The organism is Streptomyces sp. Tue6028 (assembly GCF_002300165.1).
Taxonomy (GTDB): Bacteria; Actinomycetota; Actinomycetes; order Streptomycetales; family Streptomycetaceae; genus Streptomyces; species Streptomyces siamensis.
Map to the genome: position 1 here is coordinate 24,911 of NZ_MLCE01000030.1, position 26,301 is coordinate 51,211.

25 protein-coding genes and 1 riboswitch are annotated in these 26,301 nt (G+C 71.6%); of the genes, 18 read left to right on the forward strand and 7 right to left on the reverse strand.

The features are described from left to right. The first annotated feature begins 262 nt into the window (after window positions 1-262). The 4 genes from BKI49_RS28435 to BKI49_RS28450 all read left to right on the forward strand — a co-directional run bounded on the left by BKI49_RS28435 (window position 263) and on the right by BKI49_RS28450 (window position 5,124). Window positions 263-1,618, forward strand: a complete 1,356-nt coding sequence (locus tag BKI49_RS28435; RefSeq protein ID WP_095937123.1) for a M16 family metallopeptidase — start codon at window positions 263-265, stop codon at window positions 1,616-1,618. Continuing rightward, complete coding sequence (locus BKI49_RS28440) at window positions 1,615-3,015, forward strand: M16 family metallopeptidase (protein WP_095937124.1); 1,401 nt, start codon at window positions 1,615-1,617, stop codon at window positions 3,013-3,015. The genes BKI49_RS28435 and BKI49_RS28440 overlap by 4 nt, the downstream gene beginning before the upstream one ends. Window positions 3,016-3,230: 215 nt before the next feature. Further along, a riboswitch (cyclic di-AMP (ydaO/yuaA leader) is annotated at window positions 3,231-3,389 on the forward strand. 13 nt (window positions 3,390-3,402) lie between these two features. Then, window positions 3,403-4,167: a M23 family metallopeptidase gene (locus tag BKI49_RS28445; protein WP_095937125.1), complete on the forward strand. Its 765-nt coding sequence runs from the start codon at window positions 3,403-3,405 to the stop codon at window positions 4,165-4,167. Between the two features lie 261 nt (window positions 4,168-4,428). Next, the gene (locus BKI49_RS28450; RefSeq protein WP_095937126.1) at window positions 4,429-5,124 is read left to right on the forward strand and encodes a GntR family transcriptional regulator; all 696 of its coding nucleotides are present in this window, start codon (window positions 4,429-4,431) and stop codon (window positions 5,122-5,124) included. Between the two features lie 169 nt (window positions 5,125-5,293). Here the strand turns inward: BKI49_RS28450 and BKI49_RS28455 are convergent, their stop codons facing one another. Continuing rightward, window positions 5,294-5,575 carry an HPr family phosphocarrier protein gene (locus BKI49_RS28455; RefSeq protein ID WP_028802270.1) on the reverse strand — a complete coding sequence of 94 codons (282 nt, stop codon included), beginning with the start codon at window positions 5,573-5,575 and terminating at the stop codon, window positions 5,294-5,296. Between the two features lie 177 nt (window positions 5,576-5,752). Here BKI49_RS28455 and BKI49_RS28465 point away from each other — a divergent pair, with 177 nt between their 5' ends. From BKI49_RS28465 to BKI49_RS28480, 4 genes are all read left to right on the forward strand, one after another. After that, complete coding sequence (locus tag BKI49_RS28465) at window positions 5,753-8,632, forward strand: bifunctional acetate--CoA ligase family protein/GNAT family N-acetyltransferase (RefSeq protein WP_095937127.1); 2,880 nt, start codon at window positions 5,753-5,755, stop codon at window positions 8,630-8,632. 115 nt (window positions 8,633-8,747) lie between these two features. Next, the gene (locus BKI49_RS28470) at window positions 8,748-9,344 is read left to right on the forward strand and encodes a DUF5998 family protein (protein ID WP_095937128.1); all 597 of its coding nucleotides are present in this window, start codon (window positions 8,748-8,750) and stop codon (window positions 9,342-9,344) included. Further along, window positions 9,344-10,585, forward strand: a complete 1,242-nt coding sequence (locus BKI49_RS28475) for an alkaline phosphatase family protein (RefSeq protein ID WP_179332610.1) — start codon at window positions 9,344-9,346, stop codon at window positions 10,583-10,585. The genes BKI49_RS28470 and BKI49_RS28475 overlap by 1 nt, the downstream gene beginning before the upstream one ends. Before the next feature lie 68 nt (window positions 10,586-10,653). Further along, the gene (locus BKI49_RS28480) at window positions 10,654-11,301 is read left to right on the forward strand and encodes a thymidine kinase (RefSeq protein ID WP_028802266.1); all 648 of its coding nucleotides are present in this window, start codon (window positions 10,654-10,656) and stop codon (window positions 11,299-11,301) included. 41 nt (window positions 11,302-11,342) lie between these two features. Here BKI49_RS28480 and BKI49_RS28485 read toward each other — a convergent pair whose 3' ends face one another. Then, the gene (locus tag BKI49_RS28485) at window positions 11,343-12,155 is read right to left on the reverse strand and encodes a VOC family protein (RefSeq protein WP_095937129.1); all 813 of its coding nucleotides are present in this window, start codon (window positions 12,153-12,155) and stop codon (window positions 11,343-11,345) included. A 324-nt stretch (window positions 12,156-12,479) separates the two neighbouring features. Here BKI49_RS28485 and BKI49_RS28490 point away from each other — a divergent pair, with 324 nt between their 5' ends. After that, window positions 12,480-13,307 (forward strand): sulfurtransferase, encoded by an 828-nt coding sequence (locus tag BKI49_RS28490; protein WP_095937130.1) that lies wholly within the window; start codon window positions 12,480-12,482, stop codon window positions 13,305-13,307. Window positions 13,308-13,359: 52 nt separating this feature from the next. Here the strand turns inward: BKI49_RS28490 and sepH are convergent, their stop codons facing one another. Then, a complete protein-coding gene (sepH, locus tag BKI49_RS28495; RefSeq protein WP_095937131.1) occupies window positions 13,360-14,412 on the reverse strand; it encodes a septation protein SepH in 1,053 nt (350 codons plus the stop codon). A 472-nt stretch (window positions 14,413-14,884) separates the two neighbouring features. Between sepH and BKI49_RS28500 the strand changes: the two genes are divergently transcribed. Next, window positions 14,885-15,664, forward strand: a complete 780-nt coding sequence (locus tag BKI49_RS28500) for a hypothetical protein (protein ID WP_095937132.1) — start codon at window positions 14,885-14,887, stop codon at window positions 15,662-15,664. Here the strand turns inward: BKI49_RS28500 and BKI49_RS28505 are convergent. Beyond that, window positions 15,588-16,907: a D-arabinono-1,4-lactone oxidase gene (locus BKI49_RS28505; protein WP_095937133.1), complete on the reverse strand. Its 1,320-nt coding sequence runs from the start codon at window positions 16,905-16,907 to the stop codon at window positions 15,588-15,590. The two genes, BKI49_RS28500 and BKI49_RS28505, sit on opposite strands and share 77 nt — an antisense overlap. Beyond that, window positions 16,867-18,105, reverse strand: a complete 1,239-nt coding sequence (locus tag BKI49_RS28510) for an MFS transporter (protein ID WP_095937134.1) — start codon at window positions 18,103-18,105, stop codon at window positions 16,867-16,869. The genes BKI49_RS28505 and BKI49_RS28510 overlap by 41 nt, the downstream gene beginning before the upstream one ends. A gap of 227 nt (window positions 18,106-18,332) precedes the next feature. Here BKI49_RS28510 and BKI49_RS28515 point away from each other — a divergent pair, with 227 nt between their 5' ends. Both BKI49_RS28515 and BKI49_RS28520 read left to right on the forward strand, forming a co-directional pair. Beyond that, window positions 18,333-19,460 carry a ferrochelatase gene (locus BKI49_RS28515; RefSeq protein WP_095937135.1) on the forward strand — a complete coding sequence of 376 codons (1,128 nt, stop codon included), beginning with the start codon at window positions 18,333-18,335 and terminating at the stop codon, window positions 19,458-19,460. A gap of 8 nt (window positions 19,461-19,468) precedes the next feature. After that, window positions 19,469-20,284 (forward strand): inositol monophosphatase family protein, encoded by an 816-nt coding sequence (locus BKI49_RS28520; protein ID WP_095937136.1) that lies wholly within the window; start codon window positions 19,469-19,471, stop codon window positions 20,282-20,284. Between the two features lie 110 nt (window positions 20,285-20,394). Here BKI49_RS28520 and BKI49_RS35435 read toward each other — a convergent pair whose 3' ends face one another. Next, window positions 20,395-20,568, reverse strand: a complete 174-nt coding sequence (locus BKI49_RS35435; RefSeq protein ID WP_179332611.1) for a hypothetical protein — start codon at window positions 20,566-20,568, stop codon at window positions 20,395-20,397. A gap of 415 nt (window positions 20,569-20,983) precedes the next feature. Here BKI49_RS35435 and BKI49_RS28530 point away from each other — a divergent pair, with 415 nt between their 5' ends. The 4 genes from BKI49_RS28530 (at window position 20,984) to BKI49_RS28545 (ending at window position 24,503) form a co-directional block, all read left to right on the forward strand. Beyond that, a complete protein-coding gene (locus BKI49_RS28530; RefSeq protein WP_010983842.1) occupies window positions 20,984-21,637 on the forward strand; it encodes a response regulator transcription factor in 654 nt (217 codons plus the stop codon). 6 nt (window positions 21,638-21,643) lie between these two features. Further along, a complete protein-coding gene (locus BKI49_RS28535; protein ID WP_095937137.1) occupies window positions 21,644-22,888 on the forward strand; it encodes a sensor histidine kinase in 1,245 nt (414 codons plus the stop codon). A 393-nt stretch (window positions 22,889-23,281) separates the two neighbouring features. Further along, window positions 23,282-23,578: a DUF4193 domain-containing protein gene (locus BKI49_RS28540; protein ID WP_003997302.1), complete on the forward strand. Its 297-nt coding sequence runs from the start codon at window positions 23,282-23,284 to the stop codon at window positions 23,576-23,578. A 13-nt stretch (window positions 23,579-23,591) separates the two neighbouring features. Beyond that, window positions 23,592-24,503 (forward strand): hypothetical protein, encoded by a 912-nt coding sequence (locus BKI49_RS28545; protein ID WP_095937138.1) that lies wholly within the window; start codon window positions 23,592-23,594, stop codon window positions 24,501-24,503. Between the two features lie 172 nt (window positions 24,504-24,675). Here BKI49_RS28545 and BKI49_RS28550 read toward each other — a convergent pair whose 3' ends face one another. Beyond that, window positions 24,676-25,137 (reverse strand): DUF3093 domain-containing protein, encoded by a 462-nt coding sequence (locus tag BKI49_RS28550; protein ID WP_095937139.1) that lies wholly within the window; start codon window positions 25,135-25,137, stop codon window positions 24,676-24,678. 58 nt (window positions 25,138-25,195) lie between these two features. On the opposite strand from BKI49_RS28550, the gene BKI49_RS28555 reads away from it, so the two are divergent. Together BKI49_RS28555 and dut are read left to right on the forward strand one after the other, a co-directional pair. Beyond that, window positions 25,196-25,780, forward strand: a complete 585-nt coding sequence (locus BKI49_RS28555) for a PaaI family thioesterase (RefSeq protein ID WP_095937140.1) — start codon at window positions 25,196-25,198, stop codon at window positions 25,778-25,780. Continuing rightward, window positions 25,777-26,301, forward strand: coding sequence for a dUTP diphosphatase (dut, locus tag BKI49_RS28560; RefSeq protein WP_095937141.1), 525 nt, complete (start codon window positions 25,777-25,779; stop codon window positions 26,299-26,301). The genes BKI49_RS28555 and dut overlap by 4 nt, the downstream gene beginning before the upstream one ends.

Here is a 26,301-nt window from a genome sequence, read left to right on the forward strand (position 1 = left end):
CCCCGGACCTGTCCACGACCGGTCCCGGACCTGCCCTCGCCGAATTCCGGGCCGCGTCCACGGCACGCCGGGAGACCTGCTCGCGGCACACCGGGGTTTCCGTCCGCGGCGTGTCCCGCCGACTCGCCCGGCAGGGACCGTAGTACACGTGAGTCTCGCTCTCGGCGTACGGGGTGCGGGAACTTCGCCAGCTTTCCGCGCGCTTGCATACAGTGGCAGGACCGACAGGAAAAGGCAGTTTTCCGCGATCGAAGGGACGTACATGCCCATGGGTCACACGGCCACAGCCGAGGCAGGCTCCGGCGGCCTGACAGCGACCGAGCACCGCCTGGCCAACGGCCTGCGCGTGGTGCTCTCCGAGGACCACCTGACCCCGGTCGCGGCGGTGTGCCTCTGGTACGACGTCGGCTCGCGCCACGAGGTCAACGGCCGTACCGGACTTGCTCACCTCTTCGAGCACCTGATGTTCCAGGGCTCCAAGCAGGTCCACGGAAACGGCCACTTCGAGCTCGTCCAGGGCGCCGGTGGTTCGCTCAACGGCACGACGAGCTTCGAGCGCACCAACTACTTCGAGACCATGCCCACCCACCAGCTGGAGCTCGCGCTCTGGCTGGAGGCCGACCGCATGGGCTCGCTGCTCGCCGCGCTCGACGAGGAGTCGATGGAGAACCAGCGCGACGTCGTGAAGAACGAGCGTCGTCAGCGCTACGACAACGTCCCGTACGGCACCGCGTTCGAGAAGCTGACCGCGCTGGCGTACCCCGAGGGCCACCCGTACCACCACACCCCCATCGGGTCGATGGCGGACCTGGACGCCGCCACCCTGGAGGACGCGCGTGCGTTCTTCCGCACGTACTACGCGCCCAACAACGCGGTCCTGTCGGTCGTCGGTGACATCGATCCGCAGCAGACGCTCGCCTGGATCGAGAAGTACTTCGGTTCGATCCCCGGACACGACGGCAAGCCCGCGCCGCGCGACGGCTCGCTGCCCGACGTCATCGGCGAGCAGCTGCGCGAGGTCGTCGAGGAAGAGGTCCCGGCGCGCGCCCTGATGGCCGCCTACCGGCTCCCGGAGGACGGCACGCGCGCGTGCGACGCGGCCGACCTCGCCCTCACCGTCCTCGGCGGTGGCGAGTCGTCCCGGCTCTACAACCGGCTGGTCCGCCGCGACCGCACCGCCGTCGCGGCCGGGTTCGGCCTGCTCAGGCTCGCCGGAGCGCCCTCCCTGGGATGGCTCGACGTGAAGACGTCCGGAGACGTCGAGGTCCCGGTCATCGAGGCCGCCGTCGACGCGGAGCTCGCCCGGTTCGCCGAGGAGGGGCCCACCGCCGAGGAGATGGAGCGGGCGCAGGCCCAGCTGGAGCGCGAGTGGCTGGACCGGCTGGGCACGGTCGCGGGCCGCGCCGACGAACTGTGCCGGTTCGCCGTCCTGTTCGGCGACCCGCAGCTCGCCCTGACCGCCGTGCAGCGCGTCCTCGCCGTCACCGCCGAGGAGGTCCAGGAGATCGCCAAGGCCCGGCTGCGCCCCGACAACCGCGCGGTGCTCGTCTACGAGCCGATCGCCGAGGCCCCTCAGGCCGCCGAAACCACCGACGAAGACGAGGAGTCGGCGAAGTGACCGAGCTCGCGAGCATGGATTTCCACCCGCAGCCCCAGGCGGGCGAGGCCAAGCCCTGGGCGTTCCCGGCCCCCGAGCGCGGCACTCTGGACAACGGCCTGACGGTGCTGCGCTGCCACCGCCCCGGTCAGCAGGTCGTCGCCGTCGAGGTGCTGCTCGCGGCGCCCCTGGAGGCCGAGCCCGCCGGTCTGGACGGCGTCGCCACCATCATGGCGCGGGCCTTCTCGGAGGGCACGGACAAGCACTCCGCCGAGGAGTTCGCCGCGGAGCTGGAGCGCTGCGGCGCCACGCTGGACGCGCACGCGGACCACCCCGGCGTGCGTCTGTCGCTCGAAGTCCCCGTCTCCCGCCTGCCCAAGGCGCTCGGTCTGCTGGCCGACGCCCTGCGGGCACCGGCGTTCGCGGACAGCGAGGTCGAGCGGCTGGTGCGCAACCGGCTGGACGAGATCCCGCACGAGACGGCCAACCCGGCCCGCCGCGCCGCCAAGGAGCTCTCCAAGGAGCTGTTCCCGTCGACCTCGCGCATGTCGCGCCCGCGGCAGGGCACCGAGGAGACCGTCGAGAGCATCGACTCGGCGGCCGTGCGCGCCTTCTACGAGAAGCACGTGCGTCCCGCGACCGGCACCGCGGTCATCGTCGGTGACCTCACCGGCGTCGACGTCGACGAACTGCTCGGCGACACGCTCGGCGCCTGGACCGGCTCGTCCGCCGAGCCGCGCCCGGTGCCGCCGGTGAGCGCCGACGACACGGGCCGCGTGATCATCGTCGACCGGCCCGGCGCCGTCCAGACGCAGCTGCTCATCGGCCGTGTGGGGGCCGACCGGCACGACCGTGTGTGGCCCGCCCAGGTGCTCGGCACCTACTGCCTCGGCGGCACCCTCACCTCACGTCTGGACCGGGTCCTGCGCGAGGAGAAGGGATACACCTACGGCGTACGGGCGTTCGGCCAGGTCCTGCGGGCCGCGCCGTCGTCCTCCGCGGGCACCACGGGCGTGGCGATGCTCGCCATCAGCGGCTCCGTGGACACCCCGAACACGGGTCCGGCGCTCGACGACCTGTGGAAGGTGCTCCGCACCCTCGCCGCGGAGGGTCTGACCGATGCGGAACGGGACGTCGCCGTGCAGAACCTGGTCGGTGTGGCGCCCCTCAAGTTCGAGACCGCGGCGGCCGTGGCGAGCACACTCGCGGACCAGGTCGAGCAGTTCCTGCCCGACGACTACCAGGCGACGCTGTATCAGCAGCTGGCCGCGACGGGCACCGTGGAGGCCACGGCGGCCGTCGTGAACGCCTTCCCGGTGGACCGGCTGGTGACGGTCCTGGTGGGCGACGCCGAGCAGATCAAGGAGCCCGTCCAGGCCCTCGGAATCGGTGAAGTGACCGTCGTGACGGCCGAGTAGAACGGCACCAAGTCTCGGAGGCCCAGGTGACGCTTACGTCACCTGGGTCTCGCTTTGTCCGGACTCTCTCCTCGATTTGTCCGTATTGGGAGGGAGGTTGCCTGTCTGCCCTGTGGCATGCACTACAAAAACCGTGATCCGTTTGTTGTTTGAAAGACGCCCCGTCTAGCGTCGATCCGGCTGTTCGCCAGGCAATGCGCCGCGCCCGCGGCACCGGACAGCCATCGCCGAGTCCCCGTACGGCGCGAGCCAGGGGAGCCGGGGACCCATACGCAGTCCCTGGGGTGAATCGGACACCCTCCCGGAGGGGGTCCGTAGGAGACCTTCCTGCTCCGAACCCGTCAGCTAACCCGGTAGGCGAGAAGGAAGGAAAGGACCAGCCCCTACATGGCGTTCACCTGTGGCACCGGGAAGCATCGTCGTCCGAGCCGCGTGAAGCGCACCACCACGAACGCCGTCGGCGTCGCGGCGCTCACCACCACCGGCGTCGTCGGGGCGCTGGCCGCACCCGCGCTCGCCGCCGAGCCCTCCGTCGAGCAGACCGGACTGACCCCGGTCGTCAGCCTCGGCGACTCGGTCGCCGAGCAGATCGACGAGCAGGCCGTTGCGCAGCAGCGCGCCGCCGACGAGGCCGCGGCGCTGAAGAAGGCGGAGGAGGCCGCCCGCAAGCGGGCCGCCGAGGAGGCCAAGAAGAAGCGTGAGGCCAAGGAGCGCGCCGCCCGTGAGGCCGAGCGCAAGCGCCTCAACTCCTTCGTCCTGCCGATCACCGGCTCGTACGTCTCCACGGGCTACAAGACCGGTGGCAGCCTCTGGTCCTCCGGCAGCCACACCGGCGTCGACTTCCACGCGGCGTCCGGCACCCCGGTCCACGCCGTCGGCTCGGGCACGGTCGTCACGGCCGGCTGGGGCGGCGCCTACGGCAACCAGGTCGTGATCAAGATGCACGACGGTACGTACACCATGTACGGCCACCTGTCGTCCATCGGCGTCTCCGTCGGCCAGGCGGTCACCCCGGGGCAGCAGATAGCCCTCTCCGGGTCCACCGGGAACACCACCGGACCGCACCTCCACTTCGAGGCCCGTACGACCGCGGAGTACGGCTCGGACATGAACCCCGTCGGCTACCTCCGCGCGCGCGGTGTGAGCGTCTGACGCACCTCCGCCCGCGGGGCACGGACGTCCGACGCGCCGCCGCTCGCGCGGTGCGGACCTCCGACGTCCGCTCCGCGACTTCTTCACGACTTTGGATGCCCCGGCTCACCGAGCCGGGGCATCGTCGTTTCGGCCGGTCATCTGTCCAAAAAATATCCATGGATTCCGGCCTCCCGTCGGAAATTCCGGCTGCCTGCAATAGAGTCACTGAACAGGCGTCAATCGATGGCGTTTCGCGGGCATTAAAGCGGAGGTCCGGTCATGCGTATTCCGGCGCACTCGGTATGCACGGCGATCCGTGACGACATCGTCGCGGGCGTCTACGAGCGCGGCAGCCGGCTCACCGAGGAACTGCTCGCCCGCCGCTACGGCGTCTCGCGTGTCCCCGTGCGCGAGGCCCTGCGCACTCTGGAGGCCGAGGGCTTCGTCGTCACCCGACGGCACGCGGGCGCCTGTGTCGCCGAGCCGACCGAGCAGGAGGCGTCGGACCTGCTGGAGATGCGGATGCTGCTGGAGCCGCTGGGTGCGGCGCGGGCCGCCCAGCGCCGCACCGAAGCCCATCTGAAGGTGCTCCGGGGCCTGGTCAGGCTCGGTCAGGAGCGCGCCAGGAGGGGGCACAGCGAGGATCTGCGCTCCTTGGGCGGCTGGTTCCACGAGACCCTCGCGCAAGCCTCCGGCAGTCCGGCGCTGACCTCCACGCTCGCCCAGCTGCGGCACAAGATCGCCTGGATGTACACCGTGGAGGTGTCGGCCGGCCCGGCGGAGTCCTGGGCGGAGCACGGCGGGATCGTGGACGCCGTCGCGCGGGGCGACAGCGAGCGGGCGCGGTCGATCACGGCTCTGCACGCGGAGCGCGCGACGGCCGCGCACCGGCTGCGTTTTCCCGGCGGCGGGGACCGGGCGGAACGTGTGAGGACTTCGCAACATCCCGTAAACATGACGGGCGTGCGGCATTAACACGGGCGCCGTATACAAAGAGGAGTAATTCGCGGGGGATTATTTCTGCTGCCCGGAAACGGGAAAAGCAAAGGGCTCGTCCGAGATTCTCGGACGAGCCCTTCGGCGGATGTGCGGGACGGCGTTCTTTCGCCTTTCGGGGCGAAGGCCGCCGTCGCCGGCAATGCGCTCAGACGGTCTCGGGGAGCTCCTCGAGACCCTCGGCGACGAGCTTGGCAAGGCGGTCGAGGGCGGCGTCCGCACCCTCGGCGTCGGAGGCGAGGACGATCTCCTCGCCGCCCTGGGCACCCAGGCCGAGGACCGCGAGCATGGAGGCCGCGTTGACGGGGTTCCCGTCGGCCTTGGCGATCGTCACGGGGATGCCGGAGGCCGTGGCGGCCCGGACGAAGATGGAGGCGGGGCGGGCGTGGAGGCCCTCAGCCCAGCCGACGTTGACGCGGCGCTCAGCCATGTGATGCTGCCCTTCAGGTGTTCAGGGTTGTCTAGACCAGTGTCCCATAACGTGAAGACTGCCCGGAGCGGTCCGGAGTCCCGTCCCGAGTGTCGCCGGATCGCGGCCTCGATCCGGCTTCCGTCCTCCACAGACTGCCTCGCGCCGTTGTCGGACGCGAGCCGTACTCTGGGGCCCATGCAGACCTCGCCGGACGGGCACGCGTACCCCGCTCACTGGGAAGCCGACGTGGTGCTGCGCGACGGCGGCACCGCACGCATCAGGCCCATCACCGTCGATGACGCCGAGCGCCTGGTCAGCTTCTACGAGCAGGTGTCCGACGAGTCGAAGTACTACCGCTTCTTCGCGCCGTATCCGCGCCTGTCCGCGAAGGACGTCCACCGCTTCACGCACCACGACTTTGTGGACAGGGTGGGTCTCGCGGCCACAGTGGGCGGCGAGTTCATCGCCACCGTACGCTACGACCGCATCAATGCCGACGGCCTGCCCGCGTCCGCCCCCGCCGACGAGGCCGAGGTCGCCTTCCTCGTCCAGGACGCCCACCAGGGCCGCGGTGTCGCCTCGGCCCTCCTCGAACACATCGCGGCCGTGGCCCGTGAGCGAGGCATCCGCCGCTTCGCCGCCGAGGTGCTGCCCGCGAACAACAAGATGATCAAGGTGTTCACGGACGCCGGGTACACCCAGAAGCGCAGCTTCGAGGACGGCGTCGTACGCCTGGAGTTCGACCTCGAACCCACCGACCGCTCGCGTGCCGTCCAGTGGGCGCGCGAGCAGCGCGCCGAGGCCAGGTCCGTGCAGCGGCTGCTCGCCCCCGGCTCGGTCGCCGTCATCGGCGCGGGCCGCACCCCCGGCGGCGTCGGCCGCAGCGTCCTCGCCAACCTCCGCGACGCCGGCTTCACGGGCCGCCTCTTCGCGGTCAACAAGGCGCTCCAGGAGAAGGAACTCGACGGCGTCCCCGCCTACCGCTCCGTGCGCGACATCACCGAGCCCGTCGACCTCGCGGTCGTCGCCGTGCCCGCGCCCTACGTCCCCGAGGTCGTCGCGGAGTGCGGGGTGCACGGGGTGCAGGGACTCGTGGTGGTCTCCGCCGGATACGCGGAGAGCGGCCCCGAAGGACGCCGGCTCCAGCGCGAACTGGTGCGCCAGGCACGCTCGTACGGCATGCGGATCATCGGCCCCAACGCCTTCGGCGTCATCAACACGTCCCCGCAGGTGCGCCTCAACGCCTCGCTCGCCCCTGAGATGCCGCGCCCCGGGCGGATAGGACTGTTCGCCCAGTCCGGGGCCATCGGCATCGCCCTGCTGTCCCGGCTGCACCGGCGCGGCGGCGGTGTCACCGGTGTGACCGGCGTGTCCACCTTCGTCTCCTCGGGCAACCGCGCGGACGTCTCGGGCAACGACGTCCTCCAGTACTGGTACGACGACCCGGACACCGACGTCGCCCTCATGTACCTCGAATCCATCGGCAACCCGCGCAAGTTCACGCGCCTGGCCCGCCGGACGGCGGCGGCCAAGCCGCTCGTCGTGGTGCAGGGCGCGCGGCACGGCGGAGTGGCGCCCCTCGGTCACACCGTGCGGCCCACCCGCCTGCCGTACGCCACCGTGTCCGCCCTGTTGCGGCAGGCCGGGGTGATCCGCGTGGACACCATCACCGAACTGGTCGACGCCGGCCTGCTCCTGGCCCGTCAGCCGCTGCCCCAGGGTCCCCGGGTGGCCATCCTCGGCAATTCGGAGTCGCTGGGACTCCTCACCTACGACGCGTGCCTCGCCCAGGGGCTGCGCCCACTGCCCCCGCTGGACCTGACCACGGCGGCATCGGCGGAGGACTTCCGGCGCGCGCTGGCCCACGCCCTGTCCGAGGGTGGCTGCGACGCCGTCGTGGTGACGGCGATCCCTGCGGTGGGGGAGACGTCCGCCCGGGACGCGGCCCTCGCCGAGGCCCTGCGCTCGGCCTCCGCCGAGGCCCCCACGAAGCCGGTGCTGGTCGTGCACGTCGAGCTCGGCGGACTCGCCGAGGCGCTGTCCGCGGCGGCGAGCACCGCGCCCCAGGCCGCACCCCAGGCTGCGGCCCCGGCTCCCGGAGCCGCGGACAGCGCCCGCACCCCCGCCGCCTCGGCCCCGCCCGCATCGCGGCCCCCCGGTCCGCCCGGCGAGGGCCCGCCGGCGCCGACGGGATCCGCGTCGGTGCCGGACCGCCGCCTCATCCCGGCCTACCCCGCGGCCGAGCGCGCCGTCCGCGCCCTCGCCGAGGCCGTCAGATACGCCCAGTGGCGACGCGACGCCGCCCAGCCCGGCAAGGTGCCCGAGTACGAGGACATCGACGAGAAGGGAGCGGCCGCGCAGATCGACGCCCTCCTCGCACGAGGCGAGGGACTGACGCTCGGCGCGGAGGAGGCCTGCGTCCTGCTCGGGCGCTACGGCATCGACGTGCGCCGGGCCCTGCCCGCGCCCACGGTCGACGACGCCGTGCAGGCCGCGCGCACCCTCGGCTATCCCGTGGCCCTCAAGACCACCGCCCCGCACCTGCGGCACCGCGCCGACCTGGGAGGAGTCCGGCTCGACCTGGCGGACGAGGAACAATTGCGACGGGCGTACACGGAGTTGACCGACCTGTTCGGGACGCCCCACGAGCTGCGCCCCGTCGTCCAGGCGATGGCGCCGCGCGGAGTGGACACCGTCGTACGCGCCGTCATCGACCCGGCGGCCGGGGCGGTCCTGTCCTTCGGGCTCGCCGGGGCCGCCTCCGAACTGCTCGGCGACACCGCGCACCGGCTGGTCCCGGTCACCGACCGGGAGGCGACCTCCCTGGTCAGGTCGATCAGGACGGCGCCGCTGCTGTTCGGCTGGCGGGGCTCCGCGCCGGTCGACACGGCTGCCCTCGAAGAGCTGCTGCTGCGGGTGTCCCGGCTGGTCGACGACCATCCCGAGGTCGTCGCCGTGTCGCTGGAGCCCGTGGTGGTCGCCCCGCACGGCCTCAGCGTGCTCGGCGCCACCGTGCGGCTGGCCCGAGCCCCCGTGCGTGACGATCTCGGTCCTCGCACGCTCCCCGTGGTCTGAGCCGGGCCGCCGTCCGGGCCCGCGGCGGGTGATCCGCGCCGCGCCCGCCCGGTGCCCGGTCCGCGCGCGACGGACACCCACGAGCGGTGCCTCGCAGTCAGTGGGCCACCGTAGGATGGACGTCATGGCCAAGACCAGTACGACGACCCAGGGGCTGCGAGCGGCGATCGAGCGCAGCGGCTACTACCCGGCCCTCGTGGCCGAGGCGGTGGAGGCCGCGATCGGCGGCGAGACCATCCGGTCGTACCTGGTCCACCAGGAGACGACGTTCGACGCCAATGAGGTGCGCCGGCACGTCACGGTCCTCGTCCTCACCGGAAACCGCTTCATCGTGAGCCACACCGACGAGCAGGCCGCCGACAGCACCTCCCCGACGCCGTACGCCACGACGTCGACGGAGTCGGTGAAACTCGGCCGGATCTCGTCGGTCGTCGTCAGCCGAGTCGTCTCGAACCCGGAGTCGTACACACCGGGCACCCTGCCCCGCGAGGTCGTCCTGACCATCGGCTGGGGCGCGGTCTCCCGCATCGACCTGGAGCCCGCCGCCTGCGGCGATCCCAACTGCGAAGCGGACCACGGCTACACGGGCAATTCGACGGCCGACGACCTGAGCCTGCGGGTCAGCGAGGCCGGCGACGGCCCGGAGACGGTGCGCCAGGCCCTGGCCTTCGCGCAGGCCCTCTCCGAGGCGACCGCGGACATCACCCGCTGATGTCGCATCCGTTCCCCTCCGCAGCCCACGAGGGCGGGCGTTTCGCGCCCGCCCCGCCCCCGTCCGCCTGGGACCAGCCGGAGCCGCTCGCCGTGGGCTCCGCGCCCGTTCCCGAGTACGGCGCCGGTTCCCTCGCGGACCTGCTGCCCACGCTCGCCGCGGGCATGGGTGTGCCCGGCCTGACCGCCGCCATACCGGAGCTGGACGCGGCCGACCGGAACTGCGTCTTCCTGATCGACGGTCTCGGCTGGGAGCAGCTCAAGGCCCACCCCGAAGAGGCCCCCTTCATGGCGTCGATCCTGGCGTCGTCCCGAGGGGGCACGGGCCGCCCCATCACCGCGGGTTACCCCGCGACCACCGCGACCTCGCTCGCCTCCGTCGGGACCGGCCTGCCGCCCGGCGCGCACGGCCTGCCCGGCTACACCGCCCGGAATCCGGCGACCGGCGAGCTGATGAACCAGCTCCGCTGGAACCCGTGGACGGAGCCGACCGCCTGGCAGCCCTATCCGACGGTCTTCCAGCTGGCGGACGCGGCGGGCGTGCACACCGCGCAGGTCTCGTCGCCCACCTTCCAGAACACGCCCCTGACGAAGATCGCGCTGTCCGGCGGCACGTTCCACGGACGGTTGTCCGGCGAGGAGCGCATGGACCTCGCGGCCGAGCAACTGGCCGCCGGGGACCGCTCGCTGGTCTACACGTACTACGCCGAGGTGGACGGCAAGGGCCATCGCTTCGGCGTCGACTCGGACCCCTGGCGCGGCCAGCTCATGTACGTCGACCGGCTGGTCCAGCGCCTCGCGGAGCAGTTGCCGCCCCGTACGGCGCTGTACGTGACCGCCGACCACGGCATGATCGACATCCCGTTCGACGAGCAGCACCGCATCGACTTCGACGAGGACTGGGAGCTGCGGGCCGGGGTCGCCCTGCTGGGCGGCGAGGGCCGCGCCCGCCACGTCTACGCGGTGCCGGGCGCCGCGGCGGACGTCCTGACCTGCTGGCGAGAGGTGCTCGGCGAGCAGTTCTGGGTGGCCTCGCGGGACGAGGCGATCGCCGCGGGCTGGTTCGGCCCGCAGGTCGACGAGCGGGTGTACGCCCGGATCGGCGACGTCGTCGCGGCGGCCCGCGACGACGTGCTGATCATCGCGTCCGAGCGGGAGCCGAAGGAGTCCGCGATGGTCGGCAACCACGGCTCCATGACCCCCGCCGAACAGCTCGTGCCCCTCCTGCACGTACGCTCCTAGGCTGTTCCCGTACGCTGATCACGTACCCCCGCCCCGTACTCCCGTTGCCGAAAGGTGCTCAACTCCCCATGCCCGAGCTGGTGTTCTTCTCCGGAACCATGGACTGCGGGAAGTCGACGCTGGCTCTCCAGATCGAGCACAACCGCTCGGCGCGGGGCCTGCAGGGCATGATCTTCACGCGTGACGACCGGGCGGGCGAGGGCAAGCTCTCCTCCCGGCTGGGCCTGGTCACGGACGCCGTCGAGGTGGCGGACGACCAGGACCTGTACGGATACCTGGTCGACCATCTCTCCCAGGGCGGCCGGGCGGACTACGTGATCGCGGACGAGGCGCAGTTCCTCGCCCCCGCGCAGATCGACCAGCTCGCCCGTGTGGTCGACGACCTGGGCCTCGACGTCTACGCCTTCGGGATCACCACCGACTTCCGGTCCAAGCTGTTCCCCGGCTCCCAGCGGCTCGTGGAGCTGGCCGACCGGGTCGAGGTCCTCCAGGTCGAGGCCCTGTGCTGGTGCGGCGCCCGCGCGACCCACAACGCCCGCACCATAGGCGGCGAGATGGTCGTCGAGGGCGCCCAGGTCGTCGTCGGCGACGTCAACCAGTCCGAGGACATCGGGTACGAGGTGCTGTGCCGTCGGCACCACCGCCGTCGGATGACGGCCGCGACGGCACGGGCGGGCGCCCTGTCACCGGACGTGCTGCCGGTGGCCTCGGCCTGATCTCGCGGGGCGTGAGTCCCGGGACGTCACAAGGGCCGGCCTCAGGATTCCCGGCGGTCGGCGTGGATGAGCGAGAACATCGCGCCCTCGGGGTCCACCACCGTCGCCACCCGCCCGTACGGCGAGTCGTGGGCGGACTTGAGGAGATGCCCGCCGAGCTCGACGACATGCCGGGCGCCGTCGTCCACGTCCGCGACCTCGAAGTACGTCAGCCAGTGCGGTCCGCGGTCGCGCGGCAGCGCGTTCCCGACGCCGTGGACGCCGGCCACCGGGTGGCCCTCGATGTGCAGGGTCACATAGTCGAAGTCGGCCGAGACGGTCGGCTCCAGCCGGTATCCGAACACCCCTTGATAGAACTTGACCACGCTGTCGGTGTCGCGGGTCACGAGCTCGTTCCACGCGGGTGTGCCGGGCACCCCGGTGATCCCCGTGCCCAGGTGTTCGGCGGCCTGCCAGATGCCGAAGACGGCGCCCGTCGGGTCCGAGGCGATCGCCATGCGCCCGGCCTCCCCGGCGTCGAGGGGACCCACGCCCACCGTGCCGCCGCTGTGTCGGACCGTCTCCGCGGTCACGTCCACGTCGTCCGAGGCCAGGTAGGGCGTCCAGGCGATGGGCAGATGCCGGTCGGGTGGCAGCTGGCCGATCCCCGCCACCTCGTGACTGTCCAGCAGAGCCCGCACGTACGGGCCGAGCTGCTGCGGTCCCGGCCGGAACTCCCAGCCGAACAGCTGTCCGTAGAACTCCTGGGTCGCGGCCATCCCGTGCACCATCAGGCTCACCCAGCAGGGTGTGCCGGGTGTGCGCCGAGCGTGCGTGGTGCCGTTCAGGCCGGTCGACCCCCGTGCCTCGGTCATCGTCACTCTCTTCTCGGCCCCTCGCGGTGGCCGGTCACCTTCCGCCTACGAACACGGGTACCGCAGCGGCACCCGTGCAAGCCCCGTGCCGATGTTCGCACCACCGGTCACACCGCGCGCTCCGGTCGCACCGCCGCTCGGCGGTCCCCGGCCGGAGGATGCCCGGAGTGTCGTTCCTCATCCGTTTCGGCGTGATTGCCGGGTGGTGTCCATCAGCTGTACAGCATGTGCCCGATCCCGTACGCCTCGTGATCGGACCTGTCCGGCCGAGCAGAGTAGCCGGAGCTGGACGACGCGGCCACCCCGTGCGCGAGGATGGTGGACATGAACGCCATCATCACCGCACCTGAACTCGCGAGCGATCTGGCAGGACCGAACCCGCCGGTCCTCCTCGACGTCCGCTGGCAGTTGGGCGGCCCGAACCTGCGCGACGAGTACGAGAAGGCGCACATCCCGGGAGCCGTCTTCGTCGATCTGGATTCCGAACTCGCCGGTCCGGCCGGGGCGGCCGGGCGGCATCCCCTGCCCGATCTCGACGTCTTCGGCTCCGCGATGCGAGCCGCCGGCGTGTCCGCGGACCGCGATGTCGTCGTGTACGACGGCGGCCAGGGCTGGGCCGCCGCGCGCGCCTGGTGGCTGCTGGGCTATTCGGGTCATCCGTCGGTACGCGTCCTCGACGGAGGGTTCGCCGCCTGGAACGGACCGTTGTCCTCGGAGCGGCCGGCCCCGGAGCCCGGAAGCTTCGTACCGGCACCGGGTGCGCGCCCGCTGCTCGACGCGGACGGCGCGGCGGCTCTCGCCCGTACCGGTGTCCTGCTCGACGCCCGTGCGGGTGAGCGCTACCGCGGCGAGGTCGAGCCGATCGACCCGGTCGGCGGGCACATCCCCGGCGCCGTGTCCGCGCCGACCACGGAGAACGTCGAGGCCGACGGACGGTTCCTGCCCGCCGCCGAACTCGCCGGCCGCTTCAAGTCGCTGGGCGCCGACGCCACTTCCGAGGTGGGCGTCTACTGCGGCTCCGGTGTCTCCGGCGCGCACGAGGTCCTGGCCCTCGCCGTGGCGGGCATCCCCTCGGCCCTTTACGTGGGTTCCTGGTCCGAGTGGTCCCGGGACGGGAACCGTCCGGTCGCGGTGGGACCCGACCCCCAGTGACAGCGAAGGGGCCCGCGCCGAACCGGTGCGGGCCCCTTCGTCGGACAACTGACTAGTCCTGCTTCTTCCGTCGCGTACCGAAGACGATCTCGTCCCAGCTCGGTACCGCCGCTCGGCGGCCCGGCCGGACGCCGTCGGCCTCGGCCTGCCGGTCTGTCGCGCCGACCAGACGGTCGCGATGGCTGCCCACCGAACGCGGCATCAGGACGTCCGCGTACGCCGAACCGGCACCGGCCGACGCCGCGGGAGCCGGGGGCTCCTCCGCCTCGGGCTCGGGGTCGGGCTCCTCCGCGGCGGGCCGCTCGGTGGTCGAGGGCCGCTCGGGCACCACCATGTCGCCCCGGAAGCTGGGCACCGCCTCCAGGAGGCTGGTCAGCGAATCCCGGTCGCCGGACTCCTCGACCGGCTCCGGGGACGGGGCGGGCAGGCTCGGCCGCTCCATCTGCCGGTCCAGGGCGCGGTCCAGCGGACGGTCCCGGGGCAGCCGCGCGATCCGCGGGACGAACGGGAAGCTCGGCTCGGGCGCGGCGAGGTCGTCGGACTCGCCGATCAGCGAGCGCGCCTCGTCGTCGACCGCCTGGACCAGGCGCCGCGGCGGGTCGTACGTCCAGCTCGCCGAGTGCGGTTCGCCCGCGACCCGGTAGACCAGCAGGACTTCCCAGGTGCCGTCGTCGCGGCGCCACGAGTCCCACTGCACGGTGTCCTTCTCGGCCCCGCGCAGCACCAGTCGCTCCTGGACGGCCTCGCCGAGCTGAGGACCGGCGTTCTCGCCGGGGCGGCGGACCGGGGTCTTCCGCGCGCGCTCGGCCATGAAGGCGCGCTCGGCGAGCACGGGCCCCTCGAAGCGGCGTACGCGGTCGACGGGGATTCCGGCGAGCTGGGCGACCTCCTCCGCGGAGGCGCCGGCACGTATACGCGCCTGGATGTCGCGGGGGCGGAGATGGCTCTCCACCTCGATCTCGATCTGGCCGAGGCGGGGACGGTCGCCGCGTACGGCGGCGCGCAGACGCTCGTCAATCGGAAGCGTGTACTCCGTGCTGTCCGCAGCCTTCAGCACCAGCCGTGTGCCGTCGTTAGAGACGGCCACGACACGCAGTTCGGGCATGGGGACCTCCCGGGTGGTGCCTGCCGACGTCACGTGCGTCGCTGCTTCCGCTAGTCGAGTGTGGCCTGCCCGGGTGCAGCCTGCCACAACCTTGCCGAGTTGCCCGGCGTGTCGGGCATGGGCCCGGGAGCGCCGTTATGGCACGGTTACCTTTTCGCAACGCTAAGTGACGAACCTCATCACCCTGTGCAACGAGCCCCCTCCCGGCGGTCCTGCAAGGCCCCGGACACCCTGGCGGGAGTCCGGACCCAGGGCTCGCAACAGTACTCCATTCGGGCCACCTACGTGGATCGGCGCGCCGCCCAACTTCGGTCAAGGGGTGGTAGTTGGCCGCCCGAAGCGCCGCATTCGTGACCATGGAACGTGGCGCACTTCACCTAATCGTCGGAAACGGAACCAATCGTTTCGCCCGTACGTCCCCTTCTCGTGCAGTCGGTCGACCAAGTTCGGGAAAGGCAGGCAAGGTCCGGGGATGCGTAAGAAGTCCGAAGTCGGCGAGAAGCCGGGTGTCCATGAGCCGGGTGCCGACGAGGGGCCGAGGAGGAAACGGGTCGATCTGAGCCTGCCTCAAGTCGCGGGAAGCGCGGTGGCCGCGGTGGTGGCCGCGAAGCTCGCCTCCTACTTCGGTGTCTACGGGACGATCCTGGGCGCCGGCCTGGTCAGCGTGATCGCGACCTGCGGAGGCACCCTCTTCCAGCACTTCCTCAAGCGCACCGGAGAACAGCTGCGGGACGCGACGGTGCAGGCCAAGCCGAAACCGGCGCCCCGGCGGACGCCGGGGCCGGGGGAGTTCACCGAAGGGACCGTCTACCGCGCGCGGGTCAGGAACTGGCGGCGGCCGGTCGTGGCCGCGGCACTCGTCTTCGGCGTCACGATGGCCGGAATCACCACCTACGAGCTGGTCTCGGGACAGAATTTCAGCGGTGCCGGCAGGAGCACGACCGTCGGTGACGCCCTCAAGGGGAGCCGCTCCGGCTCCGGCGCCACGACGCCGGAGCCCGCCACGACGCCCTCGGCGGACACCCCTTCGAAGCGGCCGTCCTCCGGAGGCGGCGACACCGGAACCCCCAAGGGGGACGGCGATGTCGGTGCGACGGCCACACCGGCGCCCGAGGCCAGCACCTCGCCGGACGCGGAGGCCGGGAGCGACAGCCCGACCCCCACCCCGAGCGTGCCTACGAGCCCAGCACCCGACGCAAGTAGTCGTTCGCAAAGCGCCGGTCCGGGTCCAGCCGGTCCCTCAGCGCCGTGAACTCGCCGAAGCGCGGGTAGACCTCGGAGAAGTACGCGGCGTCGCGCGTGTGCACCTTGCCCCAGTGCGGGCGCCCCTCGTGGGCGGTGAAGATCCGCTCGGCGGCGGTGAAGTACGCCTGATAGGGGGTTCCCCTGAACATGTGGACGGCGATGTAGGCGCTGTCCCGCCCGGACGCCGTCGACAGCGTGATGTCGTCGGCCGGAGCCGTGCGCACCTCGACCGGGAAACTGACCCGCAGGGACGAGCGGTCGACCATCGTCCTCAGCTCGCGCAGCGTCTCCACCAGGGCCTCGCGCGGGACGGCGTACTCCATCTCCACGAAGCGCACCCGGCGCGGAGACGTGAAGACCTTGTAGGGAATGTCGGTGTAGGTCCGCGCGGACAGCGCACGGCTGGAGATCTTCGCGATCGCCGGGATCGTGGCGGGCACGGCGCGGCCCAGCAGATTGGCCACCTGGAAGACGCCGTTGGAGAGGAGCTCGTCCTCGATCCACCCGCCGATCTGCCCCACCGGCTTCTCGGGACCCGCGCTGCGGTTGTTGCGCTTGGTGTTGCAGTTGCCGGTGTGCGGGAACCAGTAGAACTCGAAGTGCTCGTTCTCGGTGAACAGTTCGTCGAAGTCGGCGGTGACCCGGTCGAAGGTCATCGGCTCCTCGCGGGCCGTGAGCAGGAATATGGGCTCCACGGCGAAGGTGATCGCGGTGACGATGCCCAGCGCGCCGATGCCGATACGGGCCGCCGCGAAGACCTCGGGGTTCTCCTTCTCGGAGCAGGTGAGGACCGAGCCGTCCGCCGTGACCAGTTCAAGGCCCTTGATCTGCGCGGCGATCGAGGCCGAGTCGCGGCCCGTGCCGTGCGTGCCGGTGCTGGTCGCCCCCGACACGGTCTGCTCCATGATGTCGCCCATGTTCGTGAGCGACAGTCCCTCACGGGCGAGAGCCATGTTGAGCCGCTTGAGCGGAGTGCCGGCCTCGACGGTGACGGTGCCCGCCTCGCGGTCGATCCCGCGGATGCCGGTCAACAGTTGAGGGCGGATCAACACACCGTCTGTCGCGGCGGCGGCCGTGAAGGAGTGCCCGGTGCCGACGGCCTTCACCCGCAGGCCGTCGTCGGCCGCCTTCCGCACCGCGGCGGAGAGTTCATCCACCGAGGCGGGGGTGACCTCCCGTACGGGTCGGGCGGTGACGTTCCCCGCCCAGTTACGCCACGTGCCGCTCTTCCCGCTCACTGTGGTGCTCATGGGACCCTCCCCGCTGCGGAACCGGCCTGTTCAGCCGGCGATACCCGAGGAAACCGACCGCGACCGCGACGGCCCCGGACACCGCCGGAACCCCGTACCCGGCCTTCGCGCCGGCGGCGTCGATCACCCAGCCGGACACGGAGGAGCCCAGCGCGACCCCGACCGCGAGTCCGGTACTCACCCAGGTCATGCCCTCGGTCAGTTTCGCGCGTGGTACGTGCTGCTCGATGAGGGACATCGTCGTGATCATCGTGGGAGCGATGGACAGGCCCGCAAGGAACAGCGCCACGGCCAGGAACGGCAAGTTTCCGACCAGTAGGAGGGGGATCATACTCACGGCCATCGCGCATATGCCCAGCAGCCACCGGCGTTCGGGCGCCCCCTTGAAGTGCAGCAGCCCGAACACGGCGCCGGCGACGCACGAACCCGCCGCGTACAGCGCGAGGACGACGCTCGCGGCCCCCTTGTGCCCCTGCTCCTCGGCGAAGGCCACGGTGACCACGTCGACGGCCCCGAAGATCGCGCCGGTCGCCACGAAGGTGGCCACCAGCACCTGGAGCCCGGCCGAGCGCAGCGCGGAGCCGCCGGCGTGGTGCTCGCGCGGGTGCGGCACGGGCTCGGTCGCGCGCTGGGAGGTCAGCCAGAAGACGCCGGCCGCGAGGAAGCAGGCGGCGAGCAGCGGCCCCGCCTCCGGGAACCACACCGTGGACAGGCCGATGGAGATGATCGGCCCGAAGATGAAGCAGACCTCGTCCACCACGGACTCGAAGGAGTACGCGGTGTGCAGCTGAGGGGTGCCCCCGTACAGGGCGGCCCAGCGGGCCCTGACCATCGCGCCGACGCTCGGGACGCAGCCGATGCCCGCCGCGCACACGAACAGCACCCAGTCCGGCCACTCGAAGCGGGCGGCGCACAGCAGCCCGGCGGCCGCCACGAGGGCGAACAGCGTCACGGGCCGCAGCACCCGCCGCTGTCCGTGCCGGTCCACGAGGCGCGAGACCTGCGGGCCGAGGACGGCCGCGGCCAGCGCCATGGTCGCCGACAGCGCACCGGCGAGCCCGTACCGCCCGGTCAGCTGGGAGATCATCGTGACGACGCCGATGCCCATCATCGACAGCGGCATCCGGCCGAGGAAGCCCGCGGCGGAGAAACCCTTGGAGCCGGGGGCGGCGAACAGGGCACGGTACGGGCTGGGCACGGGGGTCTCCGGTCGGCTCGGCTCGGCTGCCCGGTCATCACGGGCGACGCGAACTCTGTAAGGCGTGAAGGTGGCCGATACAGCTTACGGGTGAGGTCACCCTTACGCACGCCCCCTGCACGCGTCCCCCTCCGGGCGCCCGTCCGGACCCTCTTCACGCCCGCCACCTGCTCTCCCGCCGCCCCGCCGTTTCCCGCCCGTCAGTGACGGGTGGCAGGATCGGACGCATGCCAGATGCGCTCGATGCCACCCCTTACGACGCCCTGCTCCTGCTCTCGTTCGGCGGCCCGGAAGGCCCGGACGACGTGGTTCCGTTCCTGGAGAACGTGACGCGAGGGCGAGGCATCCCCAAGGAACGGCTCAAGGAGGTGGGGCAGCACTACTTCCTGTTCGACGGGATCAGCCCCATCAACGACCAGAACCGCGCCCTGCTGGACGCCCTGCGCAAGGACTTCGCCGACCACGGCCTCGACCTGCCGGTGTACTGGGGCAACCGCAACTGGGCGCCGTACGTGACCGACACCCTGCGTGAGATGACCGCCGACGGCCGCCGCCGCGTCCTCGTCCTCGCCACCAGCGCCTACGCCTCCTACTCCGGCTGCCGTCAGTACCGCGAGGACCTCGCCGCGGCGCTGGCCACCCTGGAGGCGGAGGGGCTGGAGCCGCCGAGGATCGACAAGCTGCGGCACTACTTCAACCACCCCGGATTCGTCGAGCCCATGCTCGAAGGCGTCCTGAAGGCGCTCGCCGACCTGCCCGAGGACGTGCGCGCCGGTGCCCACCTCGCCTTCACCACGCACTCCATCCCGGACACGGCGGCGGACACCTCCGGCCCCGTCGAGGGGCACGGCGACGGAGGCGCCTACGTCCGGCAGCACCTGGACGTCGCGCGGCTCATCGCCGACGCGGTGCGCGAGCAGACCGGCATCGAGCACCCCTGGCGGCTCGTCTACCAGTCGCGCTCCGGTGCCCCGCACATCCCGTGGCTGGAGCCGGACATCTGCGACCACCTGGAGGAGCTGCACGGCGCCGGCGTCCCGGCCGTCGTGATGGCCCCCATCGGGTTCGTCTCCGACCACATGGAGGTCCTGTACGACCTGGACACGGAGGCGACGGCGAAGGCGGCGGAGCTCGGACTGCCGGTGCGCCGCTCCGCCACCGTGGGCGCCGACCCGCGGTTCGCGGCGGCGATCCGCGACCTCGTCCTGGAGCGCGCCGCGACGGAGAGCGGGCGGCACGTCGCCCCCTGCGCGCTCGGCACGCTGGGCGCGAGCCACGACGTGTGCCCGGTGGGCTGCTGCCCGGCCCGTACCCCCAAGCCCGCCGCCGCGGGCGCCGACAGCCCGTACGCGTGAGGAGCCCCGTGACCGAGCCCCTGCACACCGAACTGCTGCAGCTCGCCCAGGAAGCGGCGCGGCGCGCCGGCGAGCTGCTGAGGGACGGCCGTCCGGCGGACCTCGCGGTCGCCGCCACCAAGTCCAGCCCGATCGACGTCGTCACCGAGATGGACATCGCCGCCGAGAAGCTGATCACCGACCTCATCGCCGAACACCGGCCGGACGACGGTCTCCTCGGCGAGGAGGGCGCCTCCAGCGACGGCACGAGCGGCATCCGCTGGGTCGTCGACCCGCTCGACGGCACGGTCAACTACCTGTACGGACTGCCGACCTGGGCCGTGTCCGTCGCCGCCGAGCAGGACGGGGAGACCGTCGTCGGGGTGGTGGCGGTGCCGATGCGCGGTGAGACGTATCACGCGGTGCGCGGCCGGGGCGCCTACGCCGTCGGCGCCTGGGCCGGGCAGCGCAGGCTGGCCTGCCGTCCCGCGCCGCCCCTCGACCAGGCCTTGGTCTCGACCGGCTTCAACTACGTGGCCGAGGTCCGGGCCCACCAGGCCGACGTCGCCCAGCAGTTGATCCCGCTGCTGCGGGACATCCGGCGCTCCGGCTCCGCGGCGGTCGACCTGTGCGACGTCGCCGCGGGCCGGCTCGACGGCTACTACGAACGCGGACTGCACCCCTGGGACCTCGCCGCGGGCGACCTGATCGCCAGGGAGTCGGGCGCGCTGACCGGTGGACGCCCCGGAGAGCGCCCCGCACGCGATCTCGCGGTCGCCGCCTCCCCCGGCGTCTTCGAGCCCCTCCAGCGGCTCCTGGAGGACTTCGGCGCCTGGCACGACTGAGCCCGGCCGCGCGCACGGCACCACGAGCGGTGCCGACAGCACGCGGGAGCACAAAGGAGCGGGGCCCCGGCACTGGATCGATACCGGGGCCCCGCTCTCTTACGAACTGCTCAGACGCGCGACGCGCCGACCTCCACACCGTGCTCGGCGGCGAGGCGGTGCAGGTCGTCGAGCTCGCCCTGCTCGACCTCCGCGAGGAAGTCGTCGCCTGTTTCGCGAGCCCGCGTCAGGTCGGACTCGGTCGCCCTTATGCGCTGCAGAAGTCCTGCGGTGAATGCGTCCATGCTGCGCCCCCTCGTCCTGGGTCGTGGGTCGGGTGGCACGGGGGTGTGCCGTTCGGAAGGGGCGATCACGTCTCCAGATGGGTGCCCAGCGCTGCCCAGGCCGGGCGGCGACGGTGCCGGACATCCACGCCCGCTCTGCGGAAGCGGTTGGACGTACCACAAGGTGGCTTGCCCTGTGCAGAGCGTGATCGCGGGGTGTAAAGCCGTCCTCCCCCCGCTTCCTTCCGTGGAAACCTCAACCCGACGAGAAAATCTGGCATTCCCGGGCACCGGGACCGGAGCCCCGTCCCCCCTCCCACTGTCTTACAGCCGGTTTACGGCCGAAAAGGGCAGGATGGAGCCCTCACCCGTGACAAGCCCTGCCCGCGTGCGCCCAAGTGCCGTCGCGCGGGTGGACAGAGGAAGGACTAGCGACGTGCGCGTACTCGTCGTCGAGGACGAGCAGCTGCTCGCCGATGCGGTGGCCACCGGACTGCGCCGGGAGGCCATGGCCGTCGACGTCGTGTACGACGGTGCGGCCGCCCTGGAGCGCATCGGCGTCAACGACTACGACGTGGTCGTCCTCGACCGCGACCTCCCGCTCGTGCACGGCGACGACGTCTGCCGGAAGATCGTCGAGCTCGGGATGCCCACGCGTGTGCTGATGCTCACCGCGTCCGGTGACGTCAGCGACCGCGTGGAGGGGCTGGAGATCGGCGCCGACGACTATCTGCCCAAGCCGTTCGCGTTCAGCGAGCTGACGGCACGCGTGCGTGCCCTCGGGCGGCGCACGAGCGTGCCGCTGCCGCCCGTCCTGGAGCGTGCCGGGATCAAGCTCGACCCCAACCGCCGGGAGGTCTTCCGCGACGGCAAGGAGGTCCAGCTGGCGCCCAAGGAGTTCGCCGTCCTGGAGGTGCTGCTGCGCAGCGAGGGCGCCGTCGTCTCCGCCGAGCAGCTGCTGGAGAAGGCTTGGGACGAGAACACGGACCCCTTCACCAACGTCGTACGCGTGACCGTGATGACCCTGCGCCGCAAGCTCGGCGAGCCCCCGGTCATCGTCACCGTGCCCGGCTCCGGCTACAGGATCTGATCCGCCGTGGCCGCGACCCCGGCGCCCCCTGCGGCGCCCCCCAAGCCCACCTGGGAACCCAGAAGGCCGGAACCCCCGTTCCCCTGGCTGCGCCCGACCATCCGCATACGGCTCACGCTGCTCTACGGCGGCATGTTCCTGATCGCCGGCATCATGCTGCTGTCGATCATCTACTTGCTCGCGGCGCAGGCGCTGAACACCGGCAACGAGCCGCTCTTCAGGATCGCCGGCGGCACCGACATCAAGGTCACCAGCGACAACTGCCCCGCGGTGAACTCGGGCCTGTCGCTCGACGCCTTCAACGCCGCGATCAGCCACTGCATCGACCAGCAGCGCCAGGCCGCCCTGGACAACCTGCTCAGCCGCTCGCTGCTCGCCCTGCTCGGCCTCGCCATCATCGCCTTCGCCTTCGGCTACGCGATGGCCGGCCGGGTGCTCTCGCCGCTCGGGCGGATCACCCGCACCGCGCGCGCGGTGGCCGGCTCGGACCTGTCCCGGCGGATCGAACTGGACGGGCCGGACGACGAGCTGAAGGAGCTGGCGGACACCTTCGACGACATGCTGGAACGGCTCCAGCGTGCCTTCACCGCACAGCAGCGGTTCGTCGGGAACGCCTCGCACGAGCTGCGCACCCCGCTCGCGATCAACCGCACGCTCCTGGAGGTGCACCTCTCGGACCCGGGGGCGCCGGTCGAGCTCCAGCAGCTCGGCAAGACGCTCCTCGCCACCAACGAGCGCAGCGAACAGCTCGTCGAGGGTCTGCTGCTGCTCGCCCGCAGCGACAACCAGATCGTCGAGCGCAAGCCGGTGGACCTCGCCGAGGTCGCCGAGCAGGCCGTCGACCAGGTGCACGCCGAGGCGGAGGCCAAGGGCGTGGAGATCCGGGGCGAGCGGAAGCCCGCCGTCGTCCAGGGCAACGGCGTCCTGCTGGAGCGGGTCGCCCTGAACCTCGTGCAGAACGCCGTCCGGTACAACGTGCCCGAGGGCGGCTGGGTCGAGGTCACCACGGCGGCCGAGCACGGACAGGCGGTCCTGGTCGTGTCGAACACGGGTCCAGTGGTGCCGGCGTACGAGATCGACAACCTCTTCGAACCCTTCAGACGGCTGCGCACCGAGCGCACGGGCAGCGACAAGGGCGTGGGCCTCGGCCTGTCGATCGTCCGGTCGGTGGCCCGCGCGCACGGCGGGCACATCGCCGCGGAGCCGCGTGACGGAGGTGGGCTCGTGATGCGCGTCACCCTTCCGATCTGAGAGCATGTCCCGCACACGCGGCGATGTTCGCTTTGCGCGGAATTTTCCGGTCACTCGTCCGGGAGGGTCGTGTGTGATCGATCACAAGGGCGATTTTCAAGCCATCTACTCTCCGTGATCATGCAGGCTGTCGGAAAGCCGGGAAAATCCGGGTTTTCGGGGGTCTTGATCACGGGAAGTACACGGTGAGACGCCTTTGAAGTGCGCCATCAGGACCGTGTACGGTCCGCATCGCCATCCAAGCCGATCACTCTTGAGGAGTCCGGTTGGGTGTCGATTGAGTAACAGACCTTGATGTGAGGCAAAATCTCCGCCTCGGGTCGGGCACAAGTCCGGCCTCTCACGCGTTACGTGCGCTGGAGACACCGCAGACACCCAGAGGGGGAGAGCGACATGGCAACGGATTACGACACCCCACGCAAGACCGACGACGACGTCGACTCGGACAGCCTTGAAGAGCTGAAGGCACGCCGGAACGACAAGTCGACCTCGTCCGTCGACGTAGATGAGTTCGAGGCCGCCGAAGGCCTGGAACTGCCCGGTGCGGACCTCTCGAACGAGGAGCTCGCCGTCCGGGTCCTGCCCAAGCAGCAGGACGAGTTCACCTGCATGAGCTGCTTCCTGGTGCACCACCGCAGCCAGCTGGCCCGCGAGAAGAACGGCCAGCCGATCTGCCGCGACTGCGACTGAGGCAGGGTCGGCCGTGACTGGCTCGACCCCTCCTTGGAAGCGCCGCTCCTCCCGGCGGGGAGCGGACGAAGGGCCGTACGGCGGCTCTGAAGGCGTACGTGACGACGAGCGAGGCTCTTCCGCACCAGGATCAGCCTCGCTCGACGAGCCGCCCTCAGGCGGCGCCCTGGAGGCTCCTCAGAGTCCTCCCGCGCGCACGGCCAGGCGCCGCGCGGCGGCTGTCAGGGACGGGGTCCTGAAAGGCGTCCAGAAGGGCAGCAGCCGCGCCAAGGCGGGGCTGGCCTATGTCGCCGACCGGATCATCGAGAACGCCCCGCGTGTGCCCGTACGGGACCTCGCGACCCTCCGCAGGCAATTCCCGGGCCTCGGGCCCGAGGAGCTCGCGGACAAGCTCGTCGCGGGCGCGGCCGCCGCGACGTCCACGGTCGGCGCCGGGATCGGTGCCGCCGCCATGCTGCCGGTGCCACCGGCGATGCCCACCGAGCTCGCCGCCGAGATCACCGGCGTGGCCGCGATCGAGCTCAAGATGATCGCCGAGCTCCACGAGGTCTACGGTCTGCGACCGCCCGGCAACCTCAAGGAGCGCAGCACGGCGTACCTGAACTCCTGGTCGGGGGAGCGCGGTATCGACGTGACGAAGCCGTCGACGGTCAACGCCGCGTTGGGCGGCCAGATGAAGCGCGAGATGCGCCAGCAGATCATGAAGCGGACGGTGCGGGACCTGCCCAACCTGATGCCGTTCATGGTCGGGGCGGCGGTCGGCGCGCTCATGAACCGCCGCGACACCAGACGCCTGGCGTCCCGCATCCGCAAGGACCTGCGGAAGATGCAGGTGCCGTGGGACGCGCTGCCCGAACTGCCGCCGCTGGAGAAGCCGGCGGACCCCCTGCGCCTCGGCGAGATCCCCAGAGAGCTGGGCCGCTGAGGCACGTCCGCTCCGCGCGCCCCGGCCGATCGGGCCGGGAAGACGTGCACTGCGCGGTCCCGGGGCCCCTGGAGCCGCCTCAGGGCACGCGTGCGTGCGCCGGGCCCGGCGCGACGGAGCAGGCCGCCGTGCCGCGTGTACGCGGCCGCCGCCGACGGTGCGGAAGAGGGGGCTACGCCTCGGCGCGAGACGACTTCAGGGCCGCCGCCAGTCGCTCCGGCTCCCGGGTCGACAGGTACAGGTACGGCGTCGGGTCCTCGGGGTCCGTGACCTGAACACGCAGGCCCGTGGGGATGTAGGCGCGCAGGAGCATGAAGGCGCGGGGATCGGCCTTGTAGGTGCGCCAGGCGCGCGCCTCCTCCTGGTCCATGATCTCGGCGTCGCCGAGGGCCGCGAGAGGGATCTTCGCCTCGCCCGCGATCAGCGAGTCGCCGACGACCCGGATGCGGATCGAGCCGTACGAACTGGCCACGACCGCCGAGACCGCGGTTCCGCCGACCAGGCCGCCCAGCAACGGGAGCGTGCCGAACGGAAGCAGGATCAGGGCCATCGCGACCCCGACCATGAAGCACACCAGCCACCAGGAGCGGGGTGCGGTGAGGCGTTCTTCGTACGGCGAGGCGGAGAGCTGCATGAAGCCAAGCTTGACACGGTGCGTACGGTGGGCCGACTCGCGGGTAAGGTCTGCGCCTGTGAGTGGTACTTCCGCAGCTCTGACGCCTCCCGCCGACGCCGTCGCGCCGGTGCGGCACCCCGACGCGCCCGCCCCCGGGGAACTCCTCGGTGCCCACTACGAACAGTGTTTCGGTTGTGGCGGTGAGCAGCCGCACGGGCTGCATCTGGAGGCCCGAGCCGGCGAAGGTGTCCGGATCAGCGCGGAGTTCACCGTGCGGCCCGCCCATCAGGGCGCCCCGGGCCTCGCGCACGGCGGCGTCCTCGCCACCGCGCTGGACGAGACGCTCGGCTCGCTGAACTGGCTGCTGCGCACCATCGCCGTGACGGGGCGGCTGGAGACCGACTTCCGGCGCCCGGTGCCCGTCGGCACCGTGCTCCACCTGGAGGCCGAGGTCACCGCGGTGGCCGGCCGGAAGATCTACTCCACCGCCACCGGGCGGATCGGCGGCCCCGACGGGCCCGTGGCCGTCCGCGCGGACGCCCTGTTCGTCGAGGTGAAGGTCGACCACTTCATCGAGAACGGCCGCCCTGAGGAGATCCACGCGGCGATGAACGACCCGGACCAGATCCGGCGGGCCCGTGCCTTCGAGGTGAACCCGTGACCCGTGACCCCGGCGGACAACTCCCCGTACTGATCAGGCGCGTGGACCCCGACGTACCGCTCCCCGAGTACGCACACCCGGGTGACGCGGGAGCCGATCTGCGCACCACCGAGAGCTGCGAACTGGCGCCCGGTGAGCGGGCCGTGCTCCCCACCGGGGTGTCCATCGCGCTGCCCGAGGGGTACGCGGCCTTCGTGCACCCCCGTTCCGGGCTCGCCGCCCGCTGCGGTGTCGCCCTCGTGAATGCCCCGGGGACGGTGGATGCCGGGTACCGTGGGGAGATCAAGGTGATCGTGGTGAATCTCGACCCGCGCGAGTCCGTGCGGTTCGAGCGCTTCGACCGGATTGCTCAACTGGTCGTCCAGCAGGTCGAGAGGGTCCGCTTCGAGGAGGTGGCGGAGCTTCCCGACACGGCGCGGGCCGCAGGGGGCTTCGGGTCCACCGGCGGTCATGCCGCCGTGGGCAGCACAACGGGTGGGAATCGATACGCTTCGGTCGTATCCGACCGGGAAGGACAGTGA